The 22,967-nt window shown below is 45.0% G+C and carries 21 protein-coding genes; 6 read left to right on the forward strand and 15 right to left on the reverse strand.

The window, feature by feature from the left end; translation table 11 throughout:
* The first annotated feature begins 17 nt into the window (after positions 1-17).
* Both murI and ABD036_RS08095 read left to right on the forward strand, forming a co-directional pair.
* Positions 18-836 carry a glutamate racemase gene (gene murI / locus ABD036_RS08090; RefSeq protein WP_343858495.1) on the forward strand — a complete coding sequence of 273 codons (819 nt, stop codon included), beginning with the start codon at positions 18-20 and terminating at the stop codon, positions 834-836.
* A 48-nt stretch (positions 837-884) separates the two neighbouring features.
* Positions 885-1,433 (forward strand): hypothetical protein, encoded by a 549-nt coding sequence (locus tag ABD036_RS08095; RefSeq protein WP_343858498.1) that lies wholly within the window; start codon positions 885-887, stop codon positions 1,431-1,433.
* Positions 1,434-1,455: 22 nt separating this feature from the next.
* Here the strand turns inward: ABD036_RS08095 and ABD036_RS08100 are convergent, their stop codons facing one another.
* Positions 1,456-2,838: a M28 family metallopeptidase gene (locus tag ABD036_RS08100; protein ID WP_343858501.1), complete on the reverse strand. Its 1,383-nt coding sequence runs from the start codon at positions 2,836-2,838 to the stop codon at positions 1,456-1,458.
* 209 nt (positions 2,839-3,047) lie between these two features.
* On the opposite strand from ABD036_RS08100, the gene ABD036_RS08105 reads away from it, so the two are divergent.
* Positions 3,048-3,950: a histone deacetylase family protein gene (locus ABD036_RS08105; protein WP_343858504.1), complete on the forward strand. Its 903-nt coding sequence runs from the start codon at positions 3,048-3,050 to the stop codon at positions 3,948-3,950.
* 109 nt (positions 3,951-4,059) lie between these two features.
* On the opposite strand, the gene ABD036_RS08110 is transcribed toward ABD036_RS08105, so the two are convergent.
* The 3 genes from ABD036_RS08110 to ABD036_RS08120 form a co-directional block, all read right to left on the reverse strand.
* A complete protein-coding gene (locus tag ABD036_RS08110; protein WP_343858506.1) occupies positions 4,060-4,311 on the reverse strand; it encodes a DUF4235 domain-containing protein in 252 nt (83 codons plus the stop codon).
* A 589-nt stretch (positions 4,312-4,900) separates the two neighbouring features.
* Entirely contained in the window at positions 4,901-5,404 is a 504-nt protein-coding gene (locus ABD036_RS08115) for a M23 family metallopeptidase (protein ID WP_343858509.1), read from the reverse strand.
* 19 nt (positions 5,405-5,423) lie between these two features.
* On the reverse strand, positions 5,424-7,451 hold the full coding sequence (locus tag ABD036_RS08120; RefSeq protein ID WP_343858512.1) for an oxidoreductase: 2,028 nt from the start codon (positions 7,449-7,451) through the stop codon (positions 5,424-5,426).
* Positions 7,452-7,690: 239 nt separating this feature from the next.
* On the opposite strand from ABD036_RS08120, the gene ABD036_RS08125 reads away from it, so the two are divergent.
* Positions 7,691-8,668 carry a phosphotransferase gene (locus ABD036_RS08125; protein ID WP_343858513.1) on the forward strand — a complete coding sequence of 326 codons (978 nt, stop codon included), beginning with the start codon at positions 7,691-7,693 and terminating at the stop codon, positions 8,666-8,668.
* 1 nt (position 8,669) lies between these two features.
* Here the strand turns inward: ABD036_RS08125 and ABD036_RS08130 are convergent, their stop codons facing one another.
* The 7 genes from ABD036_RS08130 to ABD036_RS08160 all read right to left on the reverse strand — a co-directional run bounded on the left by ABD036_RS08130 (position 8,670) and on the right by ABD036_RS08160 (position 16,655).
* The gene (locus tag ABD036_RS08130; protein ID WP_343858514.1) at positions 8,670-9,422 is read right to left on the reverse strand and encodes a sulfite exporter TauE/SafE family protein; all 753 of its coding nucleotides are present in this window, start codon (positions 9,420-9,422) and stop codon (positions 8,670-8,672) included.
* A 143-nt stretch (positions 9,423-9,565) separates the two neighbouring features.
* The gene (prpF, locus tag ABD036_RS08135) at positions 9,566-10,747 is read right to left on the reverse strand and encodes a 2-methylaconitate cis-trans isomerase PrpF (RefSeq protein ID WP_343858515.1); all 1,182 of its coding nucleotides are present in this window, start codon (positions 10,745-10,747) and stop codon (positions 9,566-9,568) included.
* Positions 10,744-13,341 carry a Fe/S-dependent 2-methylisocitrate dehydratase AcnD gene (gene acnD / locus ABD036_RS08140; RefSeq protein WP_343858517.1) on the reverse strand — a complete coding sequence of 866 codons (2,598 nt, stop codon included), beginning with the start codon at positions 13,339-13,341 and terminating at the stop codon, positions 10,744-10,746. The genes prpF and acnD overlap by 4 nt, the downstream gene beginning before the upstream one ends.
* A gap of 119 nt (positions 13,342-13,460) precedes the next feature.
* Positions 13,461-14,585: a bifunctional 2-methylcitrate synthase/citrate synthase gene (prpC, locus tag ABD036_RS08145; protein WP_343858520.1), complete on the reverse strand. Its 1,125-nt coding sequence runs from the start codon at positions 14,583-14,585 to the stop codon at positions 13,461-13,463.
* 52 nt (positions 14,586-14,637) lie between these two features.
* Entirely contained in the window at positions 14,638-15,516 is an 879-nt protein-coding gene (prpB, locus tag ABD036_RS08150; RefSeq protein WP_343858522.1) for a methylisocitrate lyase, read from the reverse strand.
* A 43-nt stretch (positions 15,517-15,559) separates the two neighbouring features.
* Entirely contained in the window at positions 15,560-16,213 is a 654-nt protein-coding gene (locus tag ABD036_RS08155) for a GntR family transcriptional regulator (protein ID WP_425542561.1), read from the reverse strand.
* Between the two features lie 250 nt (positions 16,214-16,463).
* On the reverse strand, positions 16,464-16,655 hold the full coding sequence (locus ABD036_RS08160) for a PLDc N-terminal domain-containing protein (RefSeq protein ID WP_343858525.1): 192 nt from the start codon (positions 16,653-16,655) through the stop codon (positions 16,464-16,466).
* Positions 16,656-17,088: 433 nt separating this feature from the next.
* Here ABD036_RS08160 and ABD036_RS08165 point away from each other — a divergent pair, with 433 nt between their 5' ends.
* Both ABD036_RS08165 and ABD036_RS08170 read left to right on the forward strand, forming a co-directional pair.
* Positions 17,089-18,558, forward strand: coding sequence for an HDOD domain-containing protein (locus ABD036_RS08165; RefSeq protein ID WP_343858527.1), 1,470 nt, complete (start codon positions 17,089-17,091; stop codon positions 18,556-18,558).
* Between the two features lie 284 nt (positions 18,559-18,842).
* Positions 18,843-19,718: a WYL domain-containing protein gene (locus tag ABD036_RS08170; RefSeq protein ID WP_343858529.1), complete on the forward strand. Its 876-nt coding sequence runs from the start codon at positions 18,843-18,845 to the stop codon at positions 19,716-19,718.
* 48 nt (positions 19,719-19,766) lie between these two features.
* On the opposite strand, the gene ABD036_RS08175 is transcribed toward ABD036_RS08170, so the two are convergent.
* The 4 genes from ABD036_RS08175 to ABD036_RS08190 form a co-directional block, all read right to left on the reverse strand.
* Positions 19,767-20,297, reverse strand: a complete 531-nt coding sequence (locus ABD036_RS08175) for a hypothetical protein (RefSeq protein WP_343858530.1) — start codon at positions 20,295-20,297, stop codon at positions 19,767-19,769.
* Positions 20,298-20,523: 226 nt separating this feature from the next.
* Positions 20,524-21,210, reverse strand: coding sequence for a hypothetical protein (locus ABD036_RS08180; protein WP_343858532.1), 687 nt, complete (start codon positions 21,208-21,210; stop codon positions 20,524-20,526).
* A gap of 159 nt (positions 21,211-21,369) precedes the next feature.
* Complete coding sequence (locus ABD036_RS08185; protein WP_343858701.1) at positions 21,370-21,543, reverse strand: DUF6435 family protein; 174 nt, start codon at positions 21,541-21,543, stop codon at positions 21,370-21,372.
* Between the two features lie 150 nt (positions 21,544-21,693).
* Positions 21,694-22,827 (reverse strand): AraC family transcriptional regulator, encoded by a 1,134-nt coding sequence (locus ABD036_RS08190; RefSeq protein WP_343858533.1) that lies wholly within the window; start codon positions 22,825-22,827, stop codon positions 21,694-21,696.
* Positions 22,828-22,967: the final 140 nt, after the last annotated feature.

The raw sequence follows: 22,967 nt of genomic DNA on the forward strand, positions 1-22,967 counted from the left end.
CACAGTCTTGAAGCGCTATGAGCGGCGCTCGGAGCAATTGTTCGCCTACCTCGCCGATTGGCGTATTTGATTCTGGAGTAGGCGGGTTGTCAATCGCGAAGGCGTTGCAAAAAGCGCAGCCTAGCGAAGATATTATCTATGTTGCAGACAGTCTACATGCCCCTTACGGAGAAAAATCAGAAGATTTCGTGTCACAACGCTGCCATCGTATTGTCGAGTTTCTTGCCAGCAAACAGGTAAAACTGGTGGTGGTGGCCTGCAACACCGCCACGCTCAATTGTATTAGTGAATTACGTGCGAATTTCTCCATGCCATTTGTGGGTGCTGAGCCAGGGATTAAACCTGCATTAGCAGCAAGTCTGACCGGTACTATTGGGGTCATGGCAACCCAAAGTACCTTGGAAAGTGCAAAATATCAGCGATTGTTGGCGCGTTATGCAGGCAAACACAAAGTCATAAATCAAGCTTGTAATGGGTTAGTTGAACAAATCGAGAGCAATGACTTTGACTCCGACAAAACCATTGGTTTGCTGCGTAAATACCTTGAGCCCATGCTACTTAATAATGCTGATCAGATAGTGCTAGGGTGTACTCATTACGGTTTTCTAACACCACAAATTAACGTGCTGTTGCAAGACCGTGCACAACTTGTCAATACCAGCGCGGCCATCGCCCGCCAGACCACCAACTTGCTTGAAGCGCATAATCTATTAACTCCTAATACGGTGCGCGGCAAGGTGAGCGTTTATTCCAGTGGCTATGATCAGCGGTTTGAGCACTCCGTCCAAGCTTTATGGGATACGCCGCTTGCTTCTATAGACCTTTTCGCTGGATAATCTTTACTTTCACAAACCAAACGTCAGTCGTTGATAGGAAGGGTTTAATTGAAGATTTGGTTGCAATTGTTGCCATTACTTATCTTGCTCACGGGTTGTGCAAGCCCTCGTGGTAGCTATCAAGGCGAGCATTTGGTGATCCCCTTTGTCGATGCGCTTCAACAGTGGCAATTGTTTCAAAAAGCCGATGACAGTTTTCGCTCTAACATGTGGCAAAAACCGGGTGAGCGTTGGGCAGACACCTATGCTGTCAGTATTTACTATAAGCAATTTCATAATCTGGAACTAAAACGCCAAGAAATGGATGCCCCCGGGAAGCAGCATTGTCAAACCTTTGAATCTAATGTGTTAGCGCATCCCAAACAAGGCGAAATGCAATCGCTATTTTGGCGCACCCAATGCAAACTCGAAAACAAGGTGGTAGCCGAAATGTTACATCTCATGATCCAAGGGCAAGAAAGTTATTATCAAATTCAGAAAATTTGGAAGTTTGATGTGGATGATAGCGAATTTACGCTCTGGCAGGCACGTTTTGAGGATACCTTTGTGTGTCATCAAGGCCCGCAAGAGTCTACTTGTCCGAGCCTTGATGATTAACCACGATGAAATCTGTGGTGCCTTATTCGCCAAATGCGCCTGCCGCTCCGGGAAATACCACCGGACTTTCAAAGCCATCTTTACTGACACTGGCAACACCGAAGAAGTAGTTGTCGATAACCACGTTCTCTAGGGTAAAGCTGGTGACATCACCGACAAAACGACTGAACTGCCACTGGGGGGCATCGGTATAGCGCCAGTAGATTTTATAACCGGCTAATTGAGGATTTTGGGTTTTGTCTGCTGCTGCCCAGCTTAACGTTGTACTTGGTTGCACGGCGCCTTTAATAGTCACTTTTGCTGGTGGCGTGGGTGCCCACGCCATACCCGCTAGCGATACTGCGTTGAGCGCGGTTAGTTTGGCGGCGTAGTCGAAGTTAACGCCTTCGAGCGTATCACCATAAACGATGCCATTTTCGGTACGTAAATCTTGATGCTGACGATGGTAATTCTCGTTAGTTTCCATAATACGCACACCGGGATAGCCTAAGTCATTAAACGGACGATGATGGCCACCCCGGCCAAATCGGTCTAAACGGTAGATCACCATAGTATCCAAGTTAGGAATATATCGGTCTGCCATTAGATCAATATAGCGAGCCAGATTACGACTGGGGGAGTCAACTTCACCGCCAGTAAAACGTCGGATACGGGCCTCTTCGGCGGTTTCTGTTTGTCTGGTTCCCTCAGCGAATATGCGGGCGGTGGTGTTATTGATCACACCATTGATTCCCTCAATGTTGCCAATCATGTCATTATTGAGCACGGCTTTGATCCGCCAACCGTCTTTTTGTGCCTGCTCAGCCATAATTTTGCCGCCAAACAAACCTTGTTCTTCTCCGGCTAGCGCGGCATACACAATACTGCCGTTAAACTGATACTGTGACAGCACGCGGGCAGCTTCCAGAGTACCTGCTACCCCTGAGGCGTTGTCATTGGCGCCAGGTGAATCTGAAGTGGCATTCATCACATCGGATACGCGAGAGTCAATATCTCCGGACATGATCACATAACGATCAGGATCGGTTGTACCTCGCTGAATAGCGATCACACTGACCACGTCAGTGGCATCAGGAATGCGGCGCTCACCGCTGATGCTTTGCTGTTGATAATAGACTTCTAAACAGCCGCCACATGAAGCTGATATTTTGTCAAACTCCGCCTTAATCCAGCGCCTTGCAGCCCCAATGCCTCGGGTATCAGATTGCGTTTCGGACAAGGTATGGCGAGTGCCAAAGTTGACAAGGGTGGTAATATCTTTTTCTATATTCTGCGCTGACACATTTTTCGCAATCTCATGCAGCGGTTGTAAGTCTTTGTATTGCAAAGCGAGATTAGAATCTGCAATGACCAAGGTTGACAGGCTCAGCGTTGTTAGGCTGACGAAAGTGCGAATTAAATACATTAGGATCCCACTGTTGATTTTGCGACTATTAATCCACTATTAAAACCAGAAAAACACCAAGATAGTAGTAAAAACCGTTAAGATTACGATTTATAACGGTGAAATATGCCTTTGTTGTAACTGATTAACCGCTTCAGCAGGCATTGACTAACTTCGGTTTAAATTACATAAAAAGGTTATTTTTAAATGGTTAACTTGCATAGGTTTTCATGATCCCACTGGTTTTTCATCCTATCTACAGTCAATTGGAACTACCTGAACGCCATCGTTTCCCGATAGAAAAATATCAGGGGATTTATGATGCGCTAATAGCCCAAGGCGTGCCGCCTTCGTGGTTTTCAATCCCAGAAAAAGTATCCTTGTCAGGTATCAAGCAAGTGTTTAATCCCGATTATGTTGATCAGCTCGTACTGGGTACTTTAGATCCGAAGGCCATGCGACGCATCGGGTTCCCATGGTCAGAACAACTGATTGCGAGAACCTTAACGGCTGTGGGGGGGACTGTGTTAACAGCACAATTGGCATTGCAGTCAGGCAAGGCGCTAAACCTTACAGGCGGCTACCATCACGCGTTTGCCAATTATGGTTCAGGGTTTTGTATGCTTAATGATTTGTATTTAGCAGCCTTAACAATGTTACAAGACACGCAGATCGATAAAGTACTGGTTTTTGATTGCGATGTGCACCAAGGCGATGGTACAGCCAAGCTGGCTGAAAATAATCCCAAGGTAATGACAGTTTCCATACATGGTGAAAAGAACTTTCCGCATCGCAAGCAGGTTTCTGATCTCGATTTTCCATTGCCTAAAGGCACTGAAGATGAACTCTACCTAGACACAGTAGATTGCGCACTTAATTTGGCTATTAATAGCTTTCAACCTGATGCTGTGATCTTTGATGCCGGTGTTGATATTCATAACGATGATGATTTGGGGCATCTGGCGATTTCAACTCAAGGAGTTTTCCAGCGTGACCAACTGGTGTTTAATTTGTGCGAACAAAAAGGCCTGCCCATTGCCGCAGTGATCGGCGGCGGTTATCAGCGCAACATTGCGGCATTGGTTGAGGTTCACAAACAGCTTTTTGGTGCTGCAGGTGTGTTCAGAATTTAATTATTTACGAGAATATTTCTAGGCCACAAGTTCACAATATCTTAGCCCACTAGGAGGAATGTGAGTTGTGAACATTGTAGCCAAATTAGATTTTTATCAATATAAAATATTATTCTAATGGACTGCCTTTGTAATTTGCTCTGCGTAATGCAAATCGAAACAAGCCCACTGCCACCCCAGTGGCTACTGCCCAGGTAACTGCCTCGCCAAGCTCCGCTTCTGCATTATTCTTTTTAGGGGGGATAGGTTCTTTGGTTACTCCAGACCACGCTTTACCGATCCCTTTTCTGGCCAAATAGCCGCCACCAAAAACTACCGCAGCAAGTAATGGACCACTGATGATTTTATCACTTTTTGACATTTTGAGTTTCTCCAATTATTGGCAAGCTGGTAAGTACCGGCTCGACCACGCTAACAACACCGTTAACACTCATCTTCTAAGTCGTTTTGCTGACGTGTTTCTTCACAACTTAGTTAGAGGAGTTTTATAGGTTCACATTGTTAACAAAGATTGAGCAACTTCCATACCACTCACAAACAAGTCGGACATATTATCTCACGCACTAGGCGGCTAAAGGGATACGCCTTTACATAGACTGTAGCGTGTTATCATCGACACTTACCCAATTGCACTTTGTTATTTCAGATCTACAGTAAAAATTACACACTTGCTGAAATCGATAACTGGCTAAGAGTGGTTCGCTGTCGTCTGGCTGAACAAAGGGTGCTTAAATAATCTTGCTTAAGCTAATTAACACATGAGCATGGGCTAGAAATTAGCGTTAGCTCGAAAAACCAATCGTTCTTTAACGCTAAGTACCTTAACTGAGAAATTACATGGACAGGCATGCTTAAAAAATTACATGGACAGGCATGCTTAATAATTACATGGACAGGCATGCTTAATAATTCAATTTCATACCGCAGCGAGTTAAAAGCTTAGTGACTTACTAACGATTTAATGCCTCATGAGGGTTAAGCACAAACATCTTTTTCCACCCTTGTTGATCGATATCATACCGCCAAGGAATGGGTACTAATGAGTAGATTGCATAATGTAAATGAGGGGGGCGATTTCCGGCATTTCCCGATGTGCCGACAGTGCCGATTTGGTCGCCCGACATAATCCATTGTCCTTCATTAACCTTATAGTCGTCTAAGTGGGCGTAGTAATGCAGTTTCCATTTGGGGCCAAGTACCCAAACAATGTTGCCGCCTTTCTCGTCGCTGCCTACTTTTACTACCAATCCATAGGTTGACGATAATACAGGCGTGCGCTTAACGGTAAAGATATCAATGCCTTTGTGAACGCCAGAAGTTCCCCATGGCGCATGCCAAAACGTTTTGTGATTCCAATCCGCCGCGGTGGCCCCTTGCACAGGAATAGTGGGGGTCTCTGGTAGCATCAGTCCCAGACCCATTAGCAGCAACAAAATCCATATTAAGCCGCGCATTGCACTTCCTTAGTTATTATCAAATGACGGCTGCTAATTCAGCGCCTTGACGAATCGCTCGCTTGGCATCTAACTCAGCGGCCACATCGGCACCGCCAATGACGTGTACCGTCATACCTGCTTGCAATAAGCTGTCTTCGAGTTCTCGAAATGGCACCTGTCCGGCACATACAATTATGTTGTCGACTTCTAATACCTTGGGCTTATCATCAATGGTGATATGCAGCCCTTGATCATCAATCTTCACATAATTAACGGATTTCATCATCTTAACTTTGTGATGGGCGAGGGAGGTTCTATGGATCCATCCGGTGGTTTTACCCAATCCAGCGCCTACCTTGGTAGATTTACGTTGTAGCAGATATACTTCGCGATCATTACTGACAATATTAGGTTCAGTCAATGCACCGGCGTGTTTGTAGTCTTTATCAATGCCCCAATGGGCTAGCCATTTGTCTGGGTGTGTGGTTAAACTTTCTTGCTCAACAAGGTATTCAGCAACATCAAAGCCAATACCACCTGCACCTATAAGAGCCACTTTTTGGCCCACCGGTTTATGATCACGCAGTACATCCAAATAACCCATAACTTTGGGGTGATCAATGCCAGGAATATCCAGTTGTCTGGGTTTAATGCCGGTAGACATGATCACTTCATCAAACTGTTGTGACGCTAACAGTTGGGCATCTGCTTTGGTGTTCAAATGGAGTTCAATTCCTAGAATTTCGATACGTTTGGCGTAATAACGCAGGGTTTCATAAAACTCCTCTTTACCGGGGATCTGTTTGGCGTAATTAAATTGACCGCCAATTTCACTGGCTTGTTCGTACAAGTGCACTTTATGACCACGCTCAGCGGCATAGGTGGCAAAAGCTAATCCTGCTGGGCCCGCCCCTACCACTGCTAATTTTTTTGGCGAGGCGACGGTTTTAAATATCAACTCAGTTTCATAACAAGCTTGCGGGTTGACTAAACAGCTCGCTCGTTTTTGCTCAAAAGCATGATCTAAACAGGCCTGATTACAGGCAATACAGGTGTTTATTTGGTCTGACTCGTTGCGCATCGCTTTGGCAACAAAGTGCGCATCAGCTAAGAATGGTCGGGCCATAGACACCATGTCGGCTTGTCCTTCGGCGAGCACTTGCTCGGCGACCTCGGGAGTGTTAATTCGGTTTGTGGTAATTAATGGGATTTTTACCTCAGATTTCATACGCTCGGTAACCCACGTAAATGCCGCTCGTGGCACCGAAGTCGAAATAGTGGGAATACGCGCTTCGTGCCAGCCAATTCCTGTGTTGATGAGGGTCGCGCCAGCGCTTTCAATTTCTTTGGCTAGATAAACTATCTCTTCCCAAGGCGCACCGCCTTCAACCAGATCTATCATCGAAAGGCGATAAATGATAATAAATTCGTTCCCGACTTTTTCACGGGTTTGCTTGACGATTTCGATTGCCAATCGCGCTCGGTTTTCCAAGCTGCCGCCCCATTCATCATCACGATGGTTGGTACGCTCGCAGAAAAACTGATTAATCAAATATCCTTCAGAACCCATGATCTCAACACCGTCGTAACCTGCCATTTTGGCGTAGTTAGCACATTGCGCATAATCTTTAATCGTGCTTTTGATACCTCTTGCGGATAATGATTTGGGTTTAAATGGTGAGATAGGTGCCTTGATCGCAGACGCAGACACATTAAAAGGATGATAACCATAGCGACCGGAATGCAGGATCTGCATACAAATTTTTCCGCCTTGCGCATGCACCGCTTCGGTTATAACACGGTGTTTCTTTGCGTGCCTACGGCTGCTCATACGGCCAGCAAAGGGCGCCACCCAACCGGCAATATTAGGACTGATCCCACCGGTAACTATCAAACCCACGCCACCTTTTGCTCGTTCAGCATAAAAGGCTGCTAACTTATCGAACCCACCTTTTTCTTCTTCAAGCCCTAAGTGCATGGAACCCATTAATGTGCGGTTCTTCAAGGTGGTAAATCCCAAATCAAGGGGAGCTAATAAGTGTGGAAATGGTGCAGTGGTTGTCATATCGTAGCCCTTTTACAGTATTCACAAAGAGTAAGACGCGAAAGCATCGGGTGCAACCTTTTGTGTTAACGAAAAGCTAAAGCTCAAATAAGATTTACCGAAGATTTACCGAGACACCCATGATTAGATATATGACCAATAATTATTAAGACACCCATGATTAGCGACATGTCGAACATTTACCAAGCTCCTCAGCGATGGAAACGAATTAGGAAGATAGCCAATGAGTCTAGTTGCCGATGAATAGTGATATTGAACGAGCTTTGTTTAACCTTCTTAGCGGTCATTTCGACGCTGAAGAAATCCTCCGAGGTGAGCGCATTCAATCGCTATGGAGTGGCTATGGCGAGATTGTTCGATATCGCATTGATGGTATGGCAGTGGTTGTGAAAGTCGTGGATCCTGTAGGGCAGGGTCACCATCCTCGGGGCTGGAATACGTCGTTATCTCATCAGCGTAAACTGGACTCTTATCACAATGAACAGACTTTCTATGCTAACTACACACACCTGACAGACTCGTTCTGCCGAGTGCCAAAGTTTATCGCCAGCGGCAAACAAGACGATATGCGTTGGTTGGTCATGGAAGACTTGGATGAACAGGGGTTTACTTATCGATGCGATGACGCGCCGCCCACATTAATCGACAAAGGAATACGTTGGCTGGCCTATTTTCATGCCCTCTTTTTGCAGCACAAGACACCAGACTTGTGGCAAGTCGGTACGTATTGGCATTTGGCCACACGCCCAGATGAATATAGAAACATGACCGATGGTGTTTTAAAGCAACAAGCTCGTGCGATTGATCATAAGCTCAACCAAGCACGACACCGGACTCTAGTACACGGCGATGCCAAATTGGCCAATTTTTGTTTTAGTGCTGATTTAGAAGACTTAGCTGCCGTTGACTTTCAATATGTCGGTCGTGGTGTGGGCATCAAAGATCTGGTGTATTTTCTGGGAAGTTGTATGAATGAAAACGAGTTATTTACTCAAGCGCAACACAATGTTGATCAATATTTTAGGTATCTTGAGCAGGCATTAACTCACTATAATCTAGAATGTGAATTCGCCTCGCTAGAGCAAGAGTGGCGCAACTTAGTTCCTTTTGCATGGGCCGATTTTGAGCGATTTTTAATGGGCTGGGCAAGTGAACACCACAAGCTGAATCGTTATTCTCAACAGCAGACACAGGTTGCCCTACAACAGATCTCATGACTTAGATCATCATGAATATCGCTGCCACGGCTGTCATTGTAAGGATTAACCATCGATAGGATTTATCCGATATACGTTTGACAATCTGAACCCCTAAGTAAGCACCAACGGCTATGAAGGGTAAGCTCAATAAGTTGAGATAAAACGAGTCGAGCGAAATGGTTTCCCAACTCCAAATATGAAATGGTACTTTAAACAGATTAATCGATAAAAAGAACCAAGCCGCTGTGCCAATGAATTCATTTTTAGGTAAGCGCATACTCAATAAATACAGCGCCATCACCGAGCCCGCCAAGTTGCCAATCATGGTAGTAATACCACCCAAGGTGCCCATCAATATGGCGAACCACAGATAATCGGGGATTTTCTGCTTATTGCCTGTTTCTAGCCAAATCATGATCGCTAAACTGAGAATGATGACGACCGCCATGATCTGCTTAAACATCTCATCATTAATGTTGTTGCCGATTACAGTCGCAATCAGAACTCCTATTGCGGCGGAGGGGAATAGCTTGATTAAAAAGCCCCAATTAGCATGGCGATGGTAGTAGAACACGGCAAATACATCGGCCATGATCAACATTGGCAATACCAGTCCCGAAGAGGCTTTCCCACCAAAGATGATGGCCATAATAGGCACCGAAAACATGACAACACCATGCACACCGGTTTTCGCCATGCCAATAAAAAACGCACACAAAAACAGCAAAGCAAGTTGCTGGTAAGACAAGGCGTAGGAAAAAATCTCAAGCATAATGACTGATTGAATGGGACGGGTTGAATCGATTCGCTAAGTCTAGCTCACCTGATACTAACTTGACGAGAATTCATTAAGATTCTGGAAGTTGGGGGCGGGTTGAATATTGTTATATTCAACCCGCCCCCATAACTAGGTTTTTACGCTTTTGGAGCGGGAACGCGCACCCAACCTTCCATTAAAATTCGAGCGCTACGGCTCATGATGGCTTTTTCTACTTGCCATTTGCCATTTTCAAGTACCGCTTTAGCACCAACTCTGAGAGTGCCAGAGGGGTGGCCAAAGTTGACAGTCTCAGGTTGACCGCCACCAGCAGCGAGATTGACTAAAGTACCCGGCACGGCAGCGGCCGTGCCAATAGCCACTGCTGCGGTACCCATCATGGCATGATGCAGTTTCCCCATCGACAGGGCTCTGACACACAAGTCAATGTCGGACGCCTCGACTTGTTTACCACTAGAGGAAAGATAGGGCGTTGGCGGTGCCACAAAAGCAACTTTGGGCGTGTGTTGACGACCTGCCGCTTCGCTAATATCCGCTATTAAACCCATTTTTAGCGCTCCATAGGCGCGCAGCGTTTCGAATTTGGTCAAGGCGTCACTGTTGCTATTGATGTCATCCTGCAACTCAGTACCGGTGTAACCAATATCTTTAGCATTAACAAAAATGGTTGGGATGCCTGCGTTAATTAAGGTTGCTTTTAGAGTGCCTAAACCCGGTACTTCCAGTTCATCTTGGACATTGCCGGTCGGGAACATATCGCCTTCACCATCAGCGGGGTGCATAAATTCGACCGGAATTTCTGCGGCGGGGAAGGTCACGCCATCCAATTCAAAATCCCCCAACTCCTGTACTTGTCCATCTTGGATCTGGACATGAGCGATAATGGTTTTTTGAATGTTCACTTGCCAAATTTTGACTGTCAGCATGCCATCTTGGCTCAGACGATCTTTATCGATAAGTCCCGCATGCACCGCAAAAGGTGCTACCGCCGCAGATAAATTACCGCAGTTACCTGACCAATCAACAAAGGCTTTATCGATAGCGACTTGCCCGAACAAGTAATCAACATCATGATCGCGCTGACTACTTTTAGACACAATCACGGTTTTACTGGTGCTGGAAGTCGCCCCACCCATGCCATCGGTGTGCTTAGCATAGGGATCGGGGCTACCGATCACGCGCAATAACAATGCATCGCGATACTGGCCCGGCTGTTGGGCTTTTTCCGGCAAATCAGCAAGGTTAAAGAACACTCCTTTACTGGTACCGCCACGCATGTAGGTGGCGGGGATTCTTAATTGCTTCGCAGTGTGGGTCATGCAGATTGACCTTCAGATTCTAAAAAGTCTTGTGCGAAACGTTGCAATACACCACCTGCTTCATACACAGAAAGCTCCTCGGCGGTGTCCAAACGACACTTCACGGGTACCTCGACAGTGTCACCATTTTTACGGGTGATGTGCAGCGTCAAGGTTGCACCTGGTTGGCACTCACCGGTGACATCAAAGGTCTCTGATCCATCGATTTCTAATGTGTGGCGCGTCGTACCAGCGTGAAACTCTACCGGTAATACGCCCATACCAATCAGATTGGTGCGGTGAATACGCTCAAAGCCTTCGGCCACAATCACTTCCACACCGGCTAGACGCACACCTTTTGCGGCCCAGTCACGAGAGGAACCTTGTCCATAATCGGCACCCGCGACAATAATAAGCGGTTGTTTGCGCTGCATGTAGGTTTCAATCGCATCCCACATGCGCATGACCTTACCTTCAGGCTCAAGACGGGTCAGTGATCCTTGCACTACTTCGCCATTTTCCTGGACCATTTCGTTGAGCAATTTAGGGTTCGCAAAGGTGGCCCTTTGCGCGGTTAAGTGGTCGCCGCGGTGCGTCGCATAAGAGTTGAAATCCACTTCAGGCACATCCATTGACAACAAGTATTCACCGGCAGCACTGTCGCGCATAATGGCGTTAGAAGGAGATAAGTGGTCGGTAGTAATGTTGTCACCGAGTACCGCTAGTGCGCGCATACCCTTCATGGTTCTAGGCGCCGCTAACGCGCCTTCCCAATAGGGCGGACGACGAATGTAGGTACTCTTAGGACGCCACTGGTAAAGCGGGTCGATGTGGTCGCCATAATCCACGGTTAAGTCAAACATCGGATCGTAGACCTTTTTAAATTGCTCAGGCTTAACACTTTGCGCCACGATAGCGTCGATCTCTTCATCACTTGGCCAGATGTCCATTAAGCGAATAGGATTACCCTGTTGGTCGGTGCCCAGAATGTCCTTTTCAATATCAAAACGGATTGTGCCCGCAATTGCATAGGCCACTACCAGCGGTGGTGACGCCAAGAAAGCTTGCTTAGCGTAGGGATGAATTCGACCGTCAAAGTTACGATTTCCTGATAATACGGCAGTGGCATACAAATCACGTTCTACTACTTCTTTCTGGATCACCGGATCAAGAGCGCCACTCATGCCGTTACAGGTGGTACAGGCAAAGCCGACAATGCCAAACCCGAGTTGTTCTAACTCAGGTAATAAGTTTGCATCTTCAAGATACAACTGAACGGCTTTGGAGCCCGGCGCGAGTGAGGTTTTCACCCAAGGTTTACGGGTTAATCCCAGTTTATTCGCGTTGCGGGCAATCAAGCCTGCGGCAATCACATTGCGCGGGTTGCTAGTATTGGTGCAACTGGTTATTGCAGCAATGATCACGGCGCCATCCGGCATTAGCCCTTCTTCATTTTCCACCACACCGGAGATCCCCTTGGAGGCAAGATCGGCCGTTGAAACGCGGCGGTGGGGGTTAGATGGACCGGCGATGTTGCGACCCACCGAAGATAAATCAAAGGTTAATTTACGCTCGTACTCAGCGTTTTTCATTGAATCCGCCCACAAGCCAGTGTGCTTGGCGTAGTTTTCCACCAACTTCACTTGCTTTTCATCACGGCCAGTTAAGGTTAAATACTCAATGGTTCTTTCATCGATATAAAACATGGCGGCAGTGGCGCCAAATTCAGGGGTCATGTTGGAGATAGTCGCGCGATCACCTAAGGTTAAATCGGCTGCGCCTTCACCAAAGAATTCTAAATAGGTCGATACCACTTTTTCGTTACGCAAAAACTCGGTGATTGCTAATACAATATCGGTAGCGGTGATACCGGGTTGACGTTTACCGGTTAGCTCTACACCGATAATATCCGGCAGTCGTAAATAAGAAGCACGGCCGAGCATGACGCTTTCTGCTTCCAAGCCGCCTACACCGATTGCGATTACCCCTAGGGCATCCACATGAGGAGTGTGACTGTCAGTACCCACAAGCGTGTCAGGGAAAGCCACGCCGTCACGAGCATGTACAACCGGCGACATTTTTTCCAGATTGATTTGATGCATGATGCCGTTACCCGGTGGGATCACATCAATGTTTCTAAACGCGGTCTTGGTCCAATTGATAAAATGGAAACGGTCTTCGTTGCGACGATCTTCAATGGCGCGGTTCTTGTCAAAGGCGCCATCTTCAAATCCAGCATGTTCCACCGCTAATGAGTGGTCAACAATCAGTTGTGTTGGTACTACTGGATTCACTTTTGAGGGATCGCCTCCCTTGGCAGCGATTGCATCGCGCAAGCCGGCTAAATCGACGAGCGCGGTTTGGCCAAGAATGTCATGGCAGACAACACGGGAAGGGAACCACGGAAAATCCATATCGCGCTTGCGTTCAATTATCTGATCCAAAGACGCGCCGAGCATGGCGGGATCACATTTGCGTACTAGGTTCTCAGCATACACTTTCAAACTGTAAGGCAGTTTTTCATATGCTCCTGGCTTGATGGCATTCACCGCCTCTTCGGTATCAAAGTAATCAAGATTAGAATTGGGTAGGGATTTTCTATATTGGCTATTCATGCTGTTTCACCGTTTATTTGGTTACTGGTTTAATCGACACAAGGCCTGTTTAATAACAGACCTTGTGGATTTAGCGGTTTGTGTCTCTACATTTATTCGGTCGTGCCGAAAAGTGTAGTTTATCGCTGGCTAATGGGCGGCACTTTGCGCGGCTCTTCACCGGTGTAGTCAGCGCTTGGACGGATTATGCGATTGTTGCTGCGTTGTTCCATCACGTGAGCCGCCCAGCCTGTTAGTCTTGAACAGACAAAGATAGGCGTGAATAACTTAGTCGGAATACCCATAAAATGGTAAGCAGACGCATGGAAGAAGTCCGCATTACAAAATAGTTTCTTGGTATCCCACATGAATTCTTCGCAGGCAACAGAGATATCATAAAGGCTAGTGTCACCAAATTCATGAGCGAGCTTTTCAGACCACGCTTTAATGATCACGTTGCGCGGATCAGACTCACGATAGATGGCATGACCAAAGCCCATGATTTTCTCTTTACGGGCCAACATTTCCGCCATTTTTTCTTTAGCGTCTTGAGGTGACGAAAACTTCTGGATCATATCCATCGCCGCTTCATTTGCGCCACCATGCAATGGACCTCGCAGTGAACCAATCGCACCTGTGATACAAGAGTACATGTCAGATAAGGTAGATGCACAAACACGGGCAGTAAAAGTAGAGGCATTAAACTCATGCTCTGCATACAAAATTAACGACACGTCCATTACACGTTCGTGTTGTTTCGAGGGGGTGTTGCCGGTTAATAGTTTTAAAAAATGACCGGCAATTGAATCTTCGTCAGTCGCGCAATCAATTTCAACATTGTCATGTGTGAAGCGGTACCAGTAACACATAATGGCTGGGAAGGCGGCAAGCAAACGATCTGCTGCTTGCTGTTGTTGTTCAAAGTCTTGCTCAGGTTCAAGGTTACCTAAAAATGAACAACCGGTGCGCATCACATCCATTGGATGAGCGTCTGCGGGGATCAGTTTAAGCACAGTTTTTAGCGCTTCGGGCAGATCGCGTTTTGCTTTTAAGGTATTTTTGTATTCATCTAATTGCGCTTGATTGGGTAACTCGCCTTTGAAAAGCAGATAAGCCACCTCTTCGAATGTCGCATTATCAGCCAAATCGGAAATGTCATAACCGCGATAAGTCAGTCCAGAACCCGATTTACCTACGGTGCATAATGCGGTTTCGCCTGCACTTTGACCGCGTAATCCGGCGCCGCTTAATTTTTTATCAACCATGTTTACGTCCTACTCTTTGAATTCTATTGTTAATTTTTGGCTAAAGGGCTATCTACTTGTTTTTACCTTGGGAGAACAAATTGTCGAGTTTTTGTTCGTAGTCGTGATAACCCAAGTAATCATATAGTTCCATTCTAGTTTGCATTGTGTCGATAACGGATTTCTGATCACCTTTTTCCAAAATGGCGGTGTATACATTTTCTGCCGCTTTGTTCATTGCTCTAAATGCACTCAGGGGATACAACACCATATCCACGCCCCATTCACCTAACTGCTGGGTATTCCAAAGTTCGGTTTTACCAAACTCAGTAATGTTAGCCAAAATCGGCACATCAAGCGCTTCACTGAAGGCGCGATAGTGTTCTTCGGTTTGAATCGCTTCAGCGAAAATGCCATCGGCACCGGCTTGCACATAAGCTTTGGCACGTTCAATCGCTGCGTCTAAGCCTTCTTGAGCAAAAGCATCGGTTCTGGCCATAATGAAGAAATCAGGATCGGTGCGCGCATCGACGGCGGCTTTGATCCGGTCAACCATTTCTTCAATGGATACGATTTCTTTGTTTGGACGGTGGCCGCAGCGCTTTTGCGCCACTTGATCTTCCATATGCACTGCCGCCGCGCCAGCTTTTTGCATATCTTTAATGGTTTTAGCAATATTAAACGCACCGCCCCAGCCGGTATCAATATCGACCATTAACGGCAGGTCACAAGCCGCAGTAATGCGCTGCACATCAACTAGCACGTCATTCAACGACGTCATACCTAGATCAGGCAAACCATAAGAGGCATTAGCCACACCACCACCAGATAAATAAATAGCTTTGTGGCCAATTTGCTTAGCCATCATGGCTGAATAAGCATTGATAGTGCCGACTATTTGCAGTGGCTTGTTATCGGCAAGTGCCTGTCGAAACGATTTTCCAGCGCTCATTGTATTCCTCGCTTTAATTAGATGGGATGACCTGAGTCAAAATTTATAACAGTTTCTTTTGAATATTGTTTTTCGAATAGAGTATGTGTCTACGCATTAATATTTCAGCTAGCTCACCGTCGCGGTTAGCGATGGCTTGAACAATGTGTTTATGTTCATCAAAGGCCGTTGAAACTCGTGGGCCCGCCATACCCAATTGCACGCGGTACATGCGCACCAAATGGTAAATACCATCAGTCAGCATAGAGATAAGATGGTTATTTTTACAACCAAGTATAATCCGATAATGAAAATCCACATCTCCGGCTTCTTGATAATAAGAGTGACCTTGCTTCACTTCTTCAAAGTGATCGTTGAGTAAGCTTTCTAGATTGCTAATTTCAGTGTCGGTCATGTTGCTTGCTGCTAAACGCGCGGCCATGCCCTCTAGAGATTCTCTAATTTGATAGAGCTCGATAAGACCTTCAGTGGTTAGGTTTACTACCCGAGCTCCTACATTGGCGCGACGCTCTACTATGTGACAAGCGACGAGACGATTGATTGCTTCGCGGATCACAGCCCGGCTCACGCCGTAATTTGTCGATAATTCGGTCTCGCTCAATTTAGTACCAGCCGCAATGACGCCTTCAACAATGTCAGTACGCAACTGAAAAAAGGTCTTATCGGCAGATGTAATCGGGGATTGAGCAGGTGTCAAAACGGATAATTAACCAAGTGAGTTAAAAATAATGTCGACAATATAGAGGTGAAAGGTTAAATAATCAAGTTACTGTAGGTCAATTGTCGACAATCTAGCCGGTATAGTGTGTAAACCTGATTTTGATCGCATGACAAAAGCAAATCAAGCGAATAGCACAATAGCAGGCTAAAAAGCACAAAGAGCAAAGCGAGCTAACTTTAAGTAACCTGAACTGTAGGATAATAAAGTAGCTCGCCAAATAAATACGTTAGACGCTATAGCGGGTGGATTTAAGAGGGGCTAGTAATAAGTAAAATATCCATGCGAACCAAGAAACAAAAATGACCGCTAATAGCCAAGCCAGCTTCTCGCCACCGTTTGTTCGATCAGATACCGCTATTGCCACAATGGGAATAATCCAAAAGAAAAAGAACACCACAGCACATAAAAAGCTAAACATAATTTAATTCTCCTTAAAGATCAGCAATCACATCATGTGACACCGAATACACTGTAAAGAGCAAAGTCTGTTCCAAATAAAAATGATATAAAATTCAATGTGTTATATTTTCATTCCGATTTCATAGAAGGTGATTTTGCTAAAATGTGGTGTTTTTGGCTAATACTTATGAACGTCAAACATAGGTAGATAAGAACAGGCTATTGGATTACGTTCATTCATCACTATAGGTCAACACAAAGCACTTGGTGTTCCGATTGAGCAAGGTGTTTTCTGTTTGTTTGCATCACATTAAACTTGCTCTGTCTACCCAGACTAGGCTAATCTGAACAATCGAAAGTTACCCGATTTATAAAGTAACTATTTGATTTAAAATAATTATGTTCGTATTTCGAACAATCTTTGGCCTTCGATTACGGCGTTGGGATTTAATATGCGTGAAAAGCCGAAACTGACTTCTTCTCAATGGGTAGCCTTATTGGCCAAAGAGGAACTGCCCGCAATCACGTCTATTGCCGGTATCTTGGATAAATTTTCCAATGATGATCGCTCATCCATTCCCAAACTCAGCAAAATCATTTTACACGATCAAGCCTTGTCATCTTGTCTTATCAAAGTCGCCAATAGCTCTAGTCGCTCGCCTATTAAAAAAGTAACGACAGTGTCTCGGGCCTCTATCTTTTTAGGCGTACATGCGGTTAAAAATATTTGCTTAACCGCCAAAGTACTTGAAGGTCTGCTGAATTCTAAACATCTTGTGCCTGAAGTGTATGAGCGTTTAATGAAACTTATGGCAAACGCCTTTTACGCGGGTTTGTTGGCAAAAATGATGGTGCCGGATTACGAGGAAAATACCCAAGAAGAAGTGTATCTCGCAGCCATGATGTATAACATTGGCGAAACTTCCTTTTGGAGCACGGGTAATTCGTTAACACGAGAGCTCATCCAAAAATCAGGCATGCCAAAATTGGCTTTTGAGCAATATTGTGCAAATACTGCCGGAATAAAATTCAAAGAATTAAGTATTGGCTTAGCCCGCACGTGGAATCTTGGCGAATTATTAATTAAGTCTTTGGATCAACCCAGCAGCCGCACGAAAGAAATGAATATTATTAGCTTATCTAATCAGTTAAGCGAAGCGATAGGCTCTCCACCAAAAAACCGAGCACGTTTTGATCAAATTATTAAAGATGTTGGCAAAGTGATGGGAGTGAGTGAGGCAAAGGTTAAAGCCAAGATCGAATCGACCCGTAAGATTGCGATTGAGTTACTCGGATCATATAAAGCCTCGGTGCTTGAAGGCTATCTCAAACCATTACCAAAGCCGCAAGATTTCGGCACAAGCACTGCCGTCATTCACAAACAACGAGTCGAACTGTCAGTTGAGCTAAAAGTACTTCATGCGGTAAAAGCATTGTCAGGTTTGACAAAAACAAGCCGCAGTATTAACGAGTTTTTAAATGCCACTATGACTCATCTTGCGCAGATTTTTCATTTTCATCGCAGTACTTTTTGGGTGATAAGTCCAGACAAAACCCAATTAGATTGCCGATTAACAGTAGATGAAGAAGGTGAGCCCGTGCGATTTTATCGGGAATTTTCGTTGGATCAGGGAAGCAATGTCATGACACATACTCTGGAACATGAATCACCAATTTTTATTCATGATTTTCATGATGCGCAGTGGCGTGACTATATGACTATAGAATCAGAACAATTTATTGAGTCGGGCATATTGTGTTTATCGCCGATAAAGATAAATCAGAAAAATGTCGGCGTACTGTCCTCACAATACTTGGATCGCACTCATACTTTCACAGCGCAAGATTTTGCCCACTTTGACTTTATCGCCGAACATTTGAACCTGTGTTTATCCGCCGTATCTAAACGTTTAGCAAGCTAAGTAACCAGAGTTCAGGTGGAGCAACATTATGTTGCATAAAAAAGCCGCGTACGATTAATGTCGCGGCCCAGAAAGTGCTGGTAGTTCACTAGGCTACCAGAGGCGAATCGCATGTTTACTCACGACTGCCTATAAGTACGACGCTCAATCTGCGCAAAAAGTTTAATTTATTTGATTATTTTTTTACCAGCACATGCTGAATCATAATGATGGCATCATAATGATTGCATCTTTCTTGTTTTAAGAATACACTCAATACACTTTCAGATTTCAAGAGTCACACAATGTCAGATCAACTTAATCAGTTTACTCATGCGCAACGCGAACGTTTAGCTTTCATTGATTTTAGCTTGCAATATTTTGGTCACATCGCCAGAACGGATCTTATTCAGCGATTTAAAACCGGTTTGGCGGCAAGTACCCGTGACTTCACTGCCTATAAAGAACTAGCACCAGACAATCTGACATTAGTACATCAAACCAAGAGTTATCACCGGACAGATCGCTTCAAACCGATTTTCAAACATGATCCTGAGGTGATTTTAACCTCATTGAGTCGTGGATTCGGTAATGGCATTTCAAGTGGTATTCAACCATCTGAGCAATGTTTTGATGCGGTACGACTAATTCACCCAGATCAAACAATTATTGCCGCCTTGATGCGTGCTATCCATAATAAACAACCGATTAAATGTGCTTATGTGTCGGTTAGTTCTGGCGAGTCAACTCGCGTCATTGTGCCCCATGCGATAGTGAACAATGGTCATCGTTGGCATGTCCGTGCTTATGATCGCAAGCACCAAAGTTTCAGAGATTTTGTGTGTACGCGATTCACCGGGATCACCGCTTTGCAACAAAGCATCAATACCTGTGAAGGTCGACAATATGATCAGCAGTGGCATCAACAGATTGAACTAAACCTAATTGCTCACCCGAGTATTCCTCAGCCCAAAGCAATCCAGATGGACTATGGTATGACTGATGGAAAGTTGCAGCTTAAGGTAAGAGCTGCGCTGGCTGCTTATTTGCTTCGACAATGGCAAGTTGACTGCTCAAAAGGACATAAATTCACTGGGCAAGGATGTCAGCTTGCGTTGGCTAATTTGGAGGTGTTAAAGGGGGTTGAGAATACCGCGCTCGCTCCTGGGTATGCGCTTTGAGCGCGGTTAACAACGTGGTTAAATGGTTAGACACCATACTCGCAGGGATCAGGCAACAGCAAGTTGAATGAAGTAGGGGGATCTCAGTTTCATAATAGAGGCTACCGACTCATCACTTAATGAGAAAAGCGTAACACCTTGTCGTAAAGCGATGAGTTTTAGCACTGCTTGTTTGTCAAGGTTATCATTGTGATTCGATATTGTGTCGTCGAGAAGATCATCGCACTGGTCGAAAAATAAGATGGCACTGTAATGAGCCAATTGGGCGAACAAGCGTGACAAATCACCGGCTTCACAATGCGCAAAGAAGTCTTTCGTCACTATCACTACAGGGCAAGAACTTTGTGTTGCAAGATTGGCTAGAACCAACGCTTTGTTGGCCACTGTGCCACCAATAATACCGCCAAGCGTTGATGTCTTTTTGCGACATTGACTTAAAACATTATCAAACTGCCCCAATGCAATTTCGTCCAGAGGAGCATCACGTAGAGGGTGTTGAACCCGACATAATTTTAGCACCCCTTTAGGACCCAAAAGAGTGTGCTCGCCGAAGTGTCTTTTGTATGCAGTTAAACTCATTGCTTTCTCGATTTATTGCACTTTTAAATTAAAGCTCGCTTGTTGTCTCATCGTTAATTAAAGTTAAAAATAACGACTTACTGAATTACAACATGGGTCGGACCGCCGCTTTCTTTAGGCAACGTATCATGCTTATTTTGTACTGCGTAACCTATGATACAAAGGGCACATTCATAGTGAAGAGATTGTGCAGTTTTTTTAGTTTTCTTTTATCTGATCTTTTAACCTATTTTCCAGAACTACTATTCTCAGCGAAGTCTTGGGTTTCATAATACAAAGGTTTCATAGGACCACAAAAACTTAATTTAGCGGTTAATATCTTTTCAGAAGGCACCGGTTTACCCGTGTCAATATTGGTGATGCAATTCACATCACCATATAACAAAAGCATATGATCGTAGCTGGGAGCGCTTTGTATTTGATGTACGAGCATTCTTGAACCGCGTTTTAGGTTCACCAAATCATAGGTTTGGCGTGTTACGGGCTCACCAAGATCCTTTAACATTCGCAGATACTTTTGCTCACTGAATGTCAGTTCTATTTGCTCGTAAGTGAGGCTGCCACCACGTTCAAAATGACCAATATATACATCAGCCTTAACCGTTAACGTTTCACCGCGAATGAGTCTTTGTAAATTAAAGCTTTCGGGTTTGATGGTCACCATATTTGCATCCCTTACCAAATACACTAACGCCGGGTCTCTTGCTTCTATTTTATAGATGATTTGCGCGTTGTGGGGTTTGCGATACATCGGCATATGAGATGCATAAAGAGCTGAAGCAGCATTAAACACTAACATGCCATGCGTTCCCTCATAGGCAGGATCCAAAGGGCCAACTGAATCTGAAGCCTCTTCAGCTTGCGCGAAAATTGACAACAAACAAATTAACAGTAGGTATCCACGTGTTTTCATCAACAACCCTTTTAAGACAATAACCTGAGCCGATTATACCTTATGTGCCAGAATAGACGATGATTAATTGCACATTAGACGCTCCTACGAATCAACATGGGGTGCGTTGAGCAATGCTAAATGAGTAAACTTTAAAAATCCAAAATTGTGCAAGCACTGCTAACTGTTTTCTTCCCGCTTTTGAATTTGTTGCCACAAAGCCTCTGCTTCAGCGGTTAGCATGGAATAGGTTTTGATGTCGCCTCTTCGCTGGGCATGCATGGCATCGGTTTGTTTTTGATCGTATTGCTTTCGCAGTTTTTTGATCGGGTCGCTTTTGAATAGGCCAAACATCATTAATCTCCAAGTCGGATACAATAGTCGTATTGGATACTCGCAATCTTATCATTTCGATCACTGTAACTATCTTCGTTCAGTGTGCAATCCGAATAGTATGCCACCTAGGTTAGGTATAGCTATTGCCGCCAAGGACTTCAAATGAACTTATGATTCTTCACTTAGGCCGCGCAGGAAATCCTCGGGTGTAGTGTCGGTGAATCGTTTAAAATTACGTTCAAAATTGATCTTTGAATTAAATCCCGCTTCTAATGCTATCGTCAATATATCAGTTGGTTTAGCATGTTGTTGCTGATTTTCCAGCAGCTGCTCGCAGACATACTCAACGCGAATACGGTTGATAGTGGCATTGAAATCTTCCTGACGTCCTTCACTGAGGGCAAAGGACAAGGAGTCTGAATCGGTTCCTAAACGCGCCGCCAAACTTGCCAAACTAAGATTAGGTTCTTTCCAACATTGTTGCTCGATAATTTGTTGATACCATGCCTCGCTGAGGGATGCTGAATTGGCGCTGCTTAGTTGCGGTTCAAGACTGTCGATGGCGTTAGATTCAAGATGATACTCATAGACGCGTGGATAGCGCATTTGATAGTTACGCCAGCTTTCTAAAGATAAAAACCCCAACAACAATACCTGTGCGGTAAATAACAGAAAGTGTGACTCGTAACTCGACTCAATCCAAACTTTACTGAGTGTAAATATTGCCCACAAGACACTATAGGCTGAGGTGATCCCCAGCATTCTGCGCAGCCAAATAAGGCGATAATTTTCTGCATCGCTGAGGTGTTCATCGAGCCAGTGTTGATAGGCAGCAAACATATCCCAGCTCAAGATCAGGTAGGCAGTAAGTGACACTATTGTTAGCAAAGATTCGAAATGCGACAGCCATCCAAGATGATGGGTTAACACCCAATTACTCGCTGTTTCAGGAGGTAATAAGTGCAGCACTAGGTAATAGCTGAGCTGCACTAGAAGTGGCACAAAATGGATATAATCGTTACGGTTAGATGGCCGTTTCACCAGATAGGTAAGGTATAAGTAAATGCATGGGCCAAACACCAGTGACACTTCTAAAGGAGGCACAGACGCCCAACTTGGCAGACCATTGCTGTTGTGTTCGAAGGTGATATAAAAGCCCAATTTAAGTAGCAACAATGCAATCAAGAACAGCAATATCCCGTTGGCCACAGTGCGCTGATCTTTGTTGAATAGTAACGTTGCAATAAAGCCGCCATTGGCTGCAACAATGAGTAATAGAAAAACGTTAATTTGCTCGCTCAAAGCACCACCCCTGATAAAATTCGACGCAAAGGATAAACACAAGCGACTAATAGTACAGACAATTTTCAGCTTTATCAGCCAGATGTGAATTACAGGCCATTTTTCGGTGTTAAATTGCGCCAAAGCTCGCTAAAATCCTC

The organism is Aliiglaciecola litoralis, from assembly GCF_039523355.1.
GTDB classification, from domain to species: domain Bacteria; phylum Pseudomonadota; class Gammaproteobacteria; order Enterobacterales; family Alteromonadaceae; genus Aliiglaciecola; species Aliiglaciecola litoralis.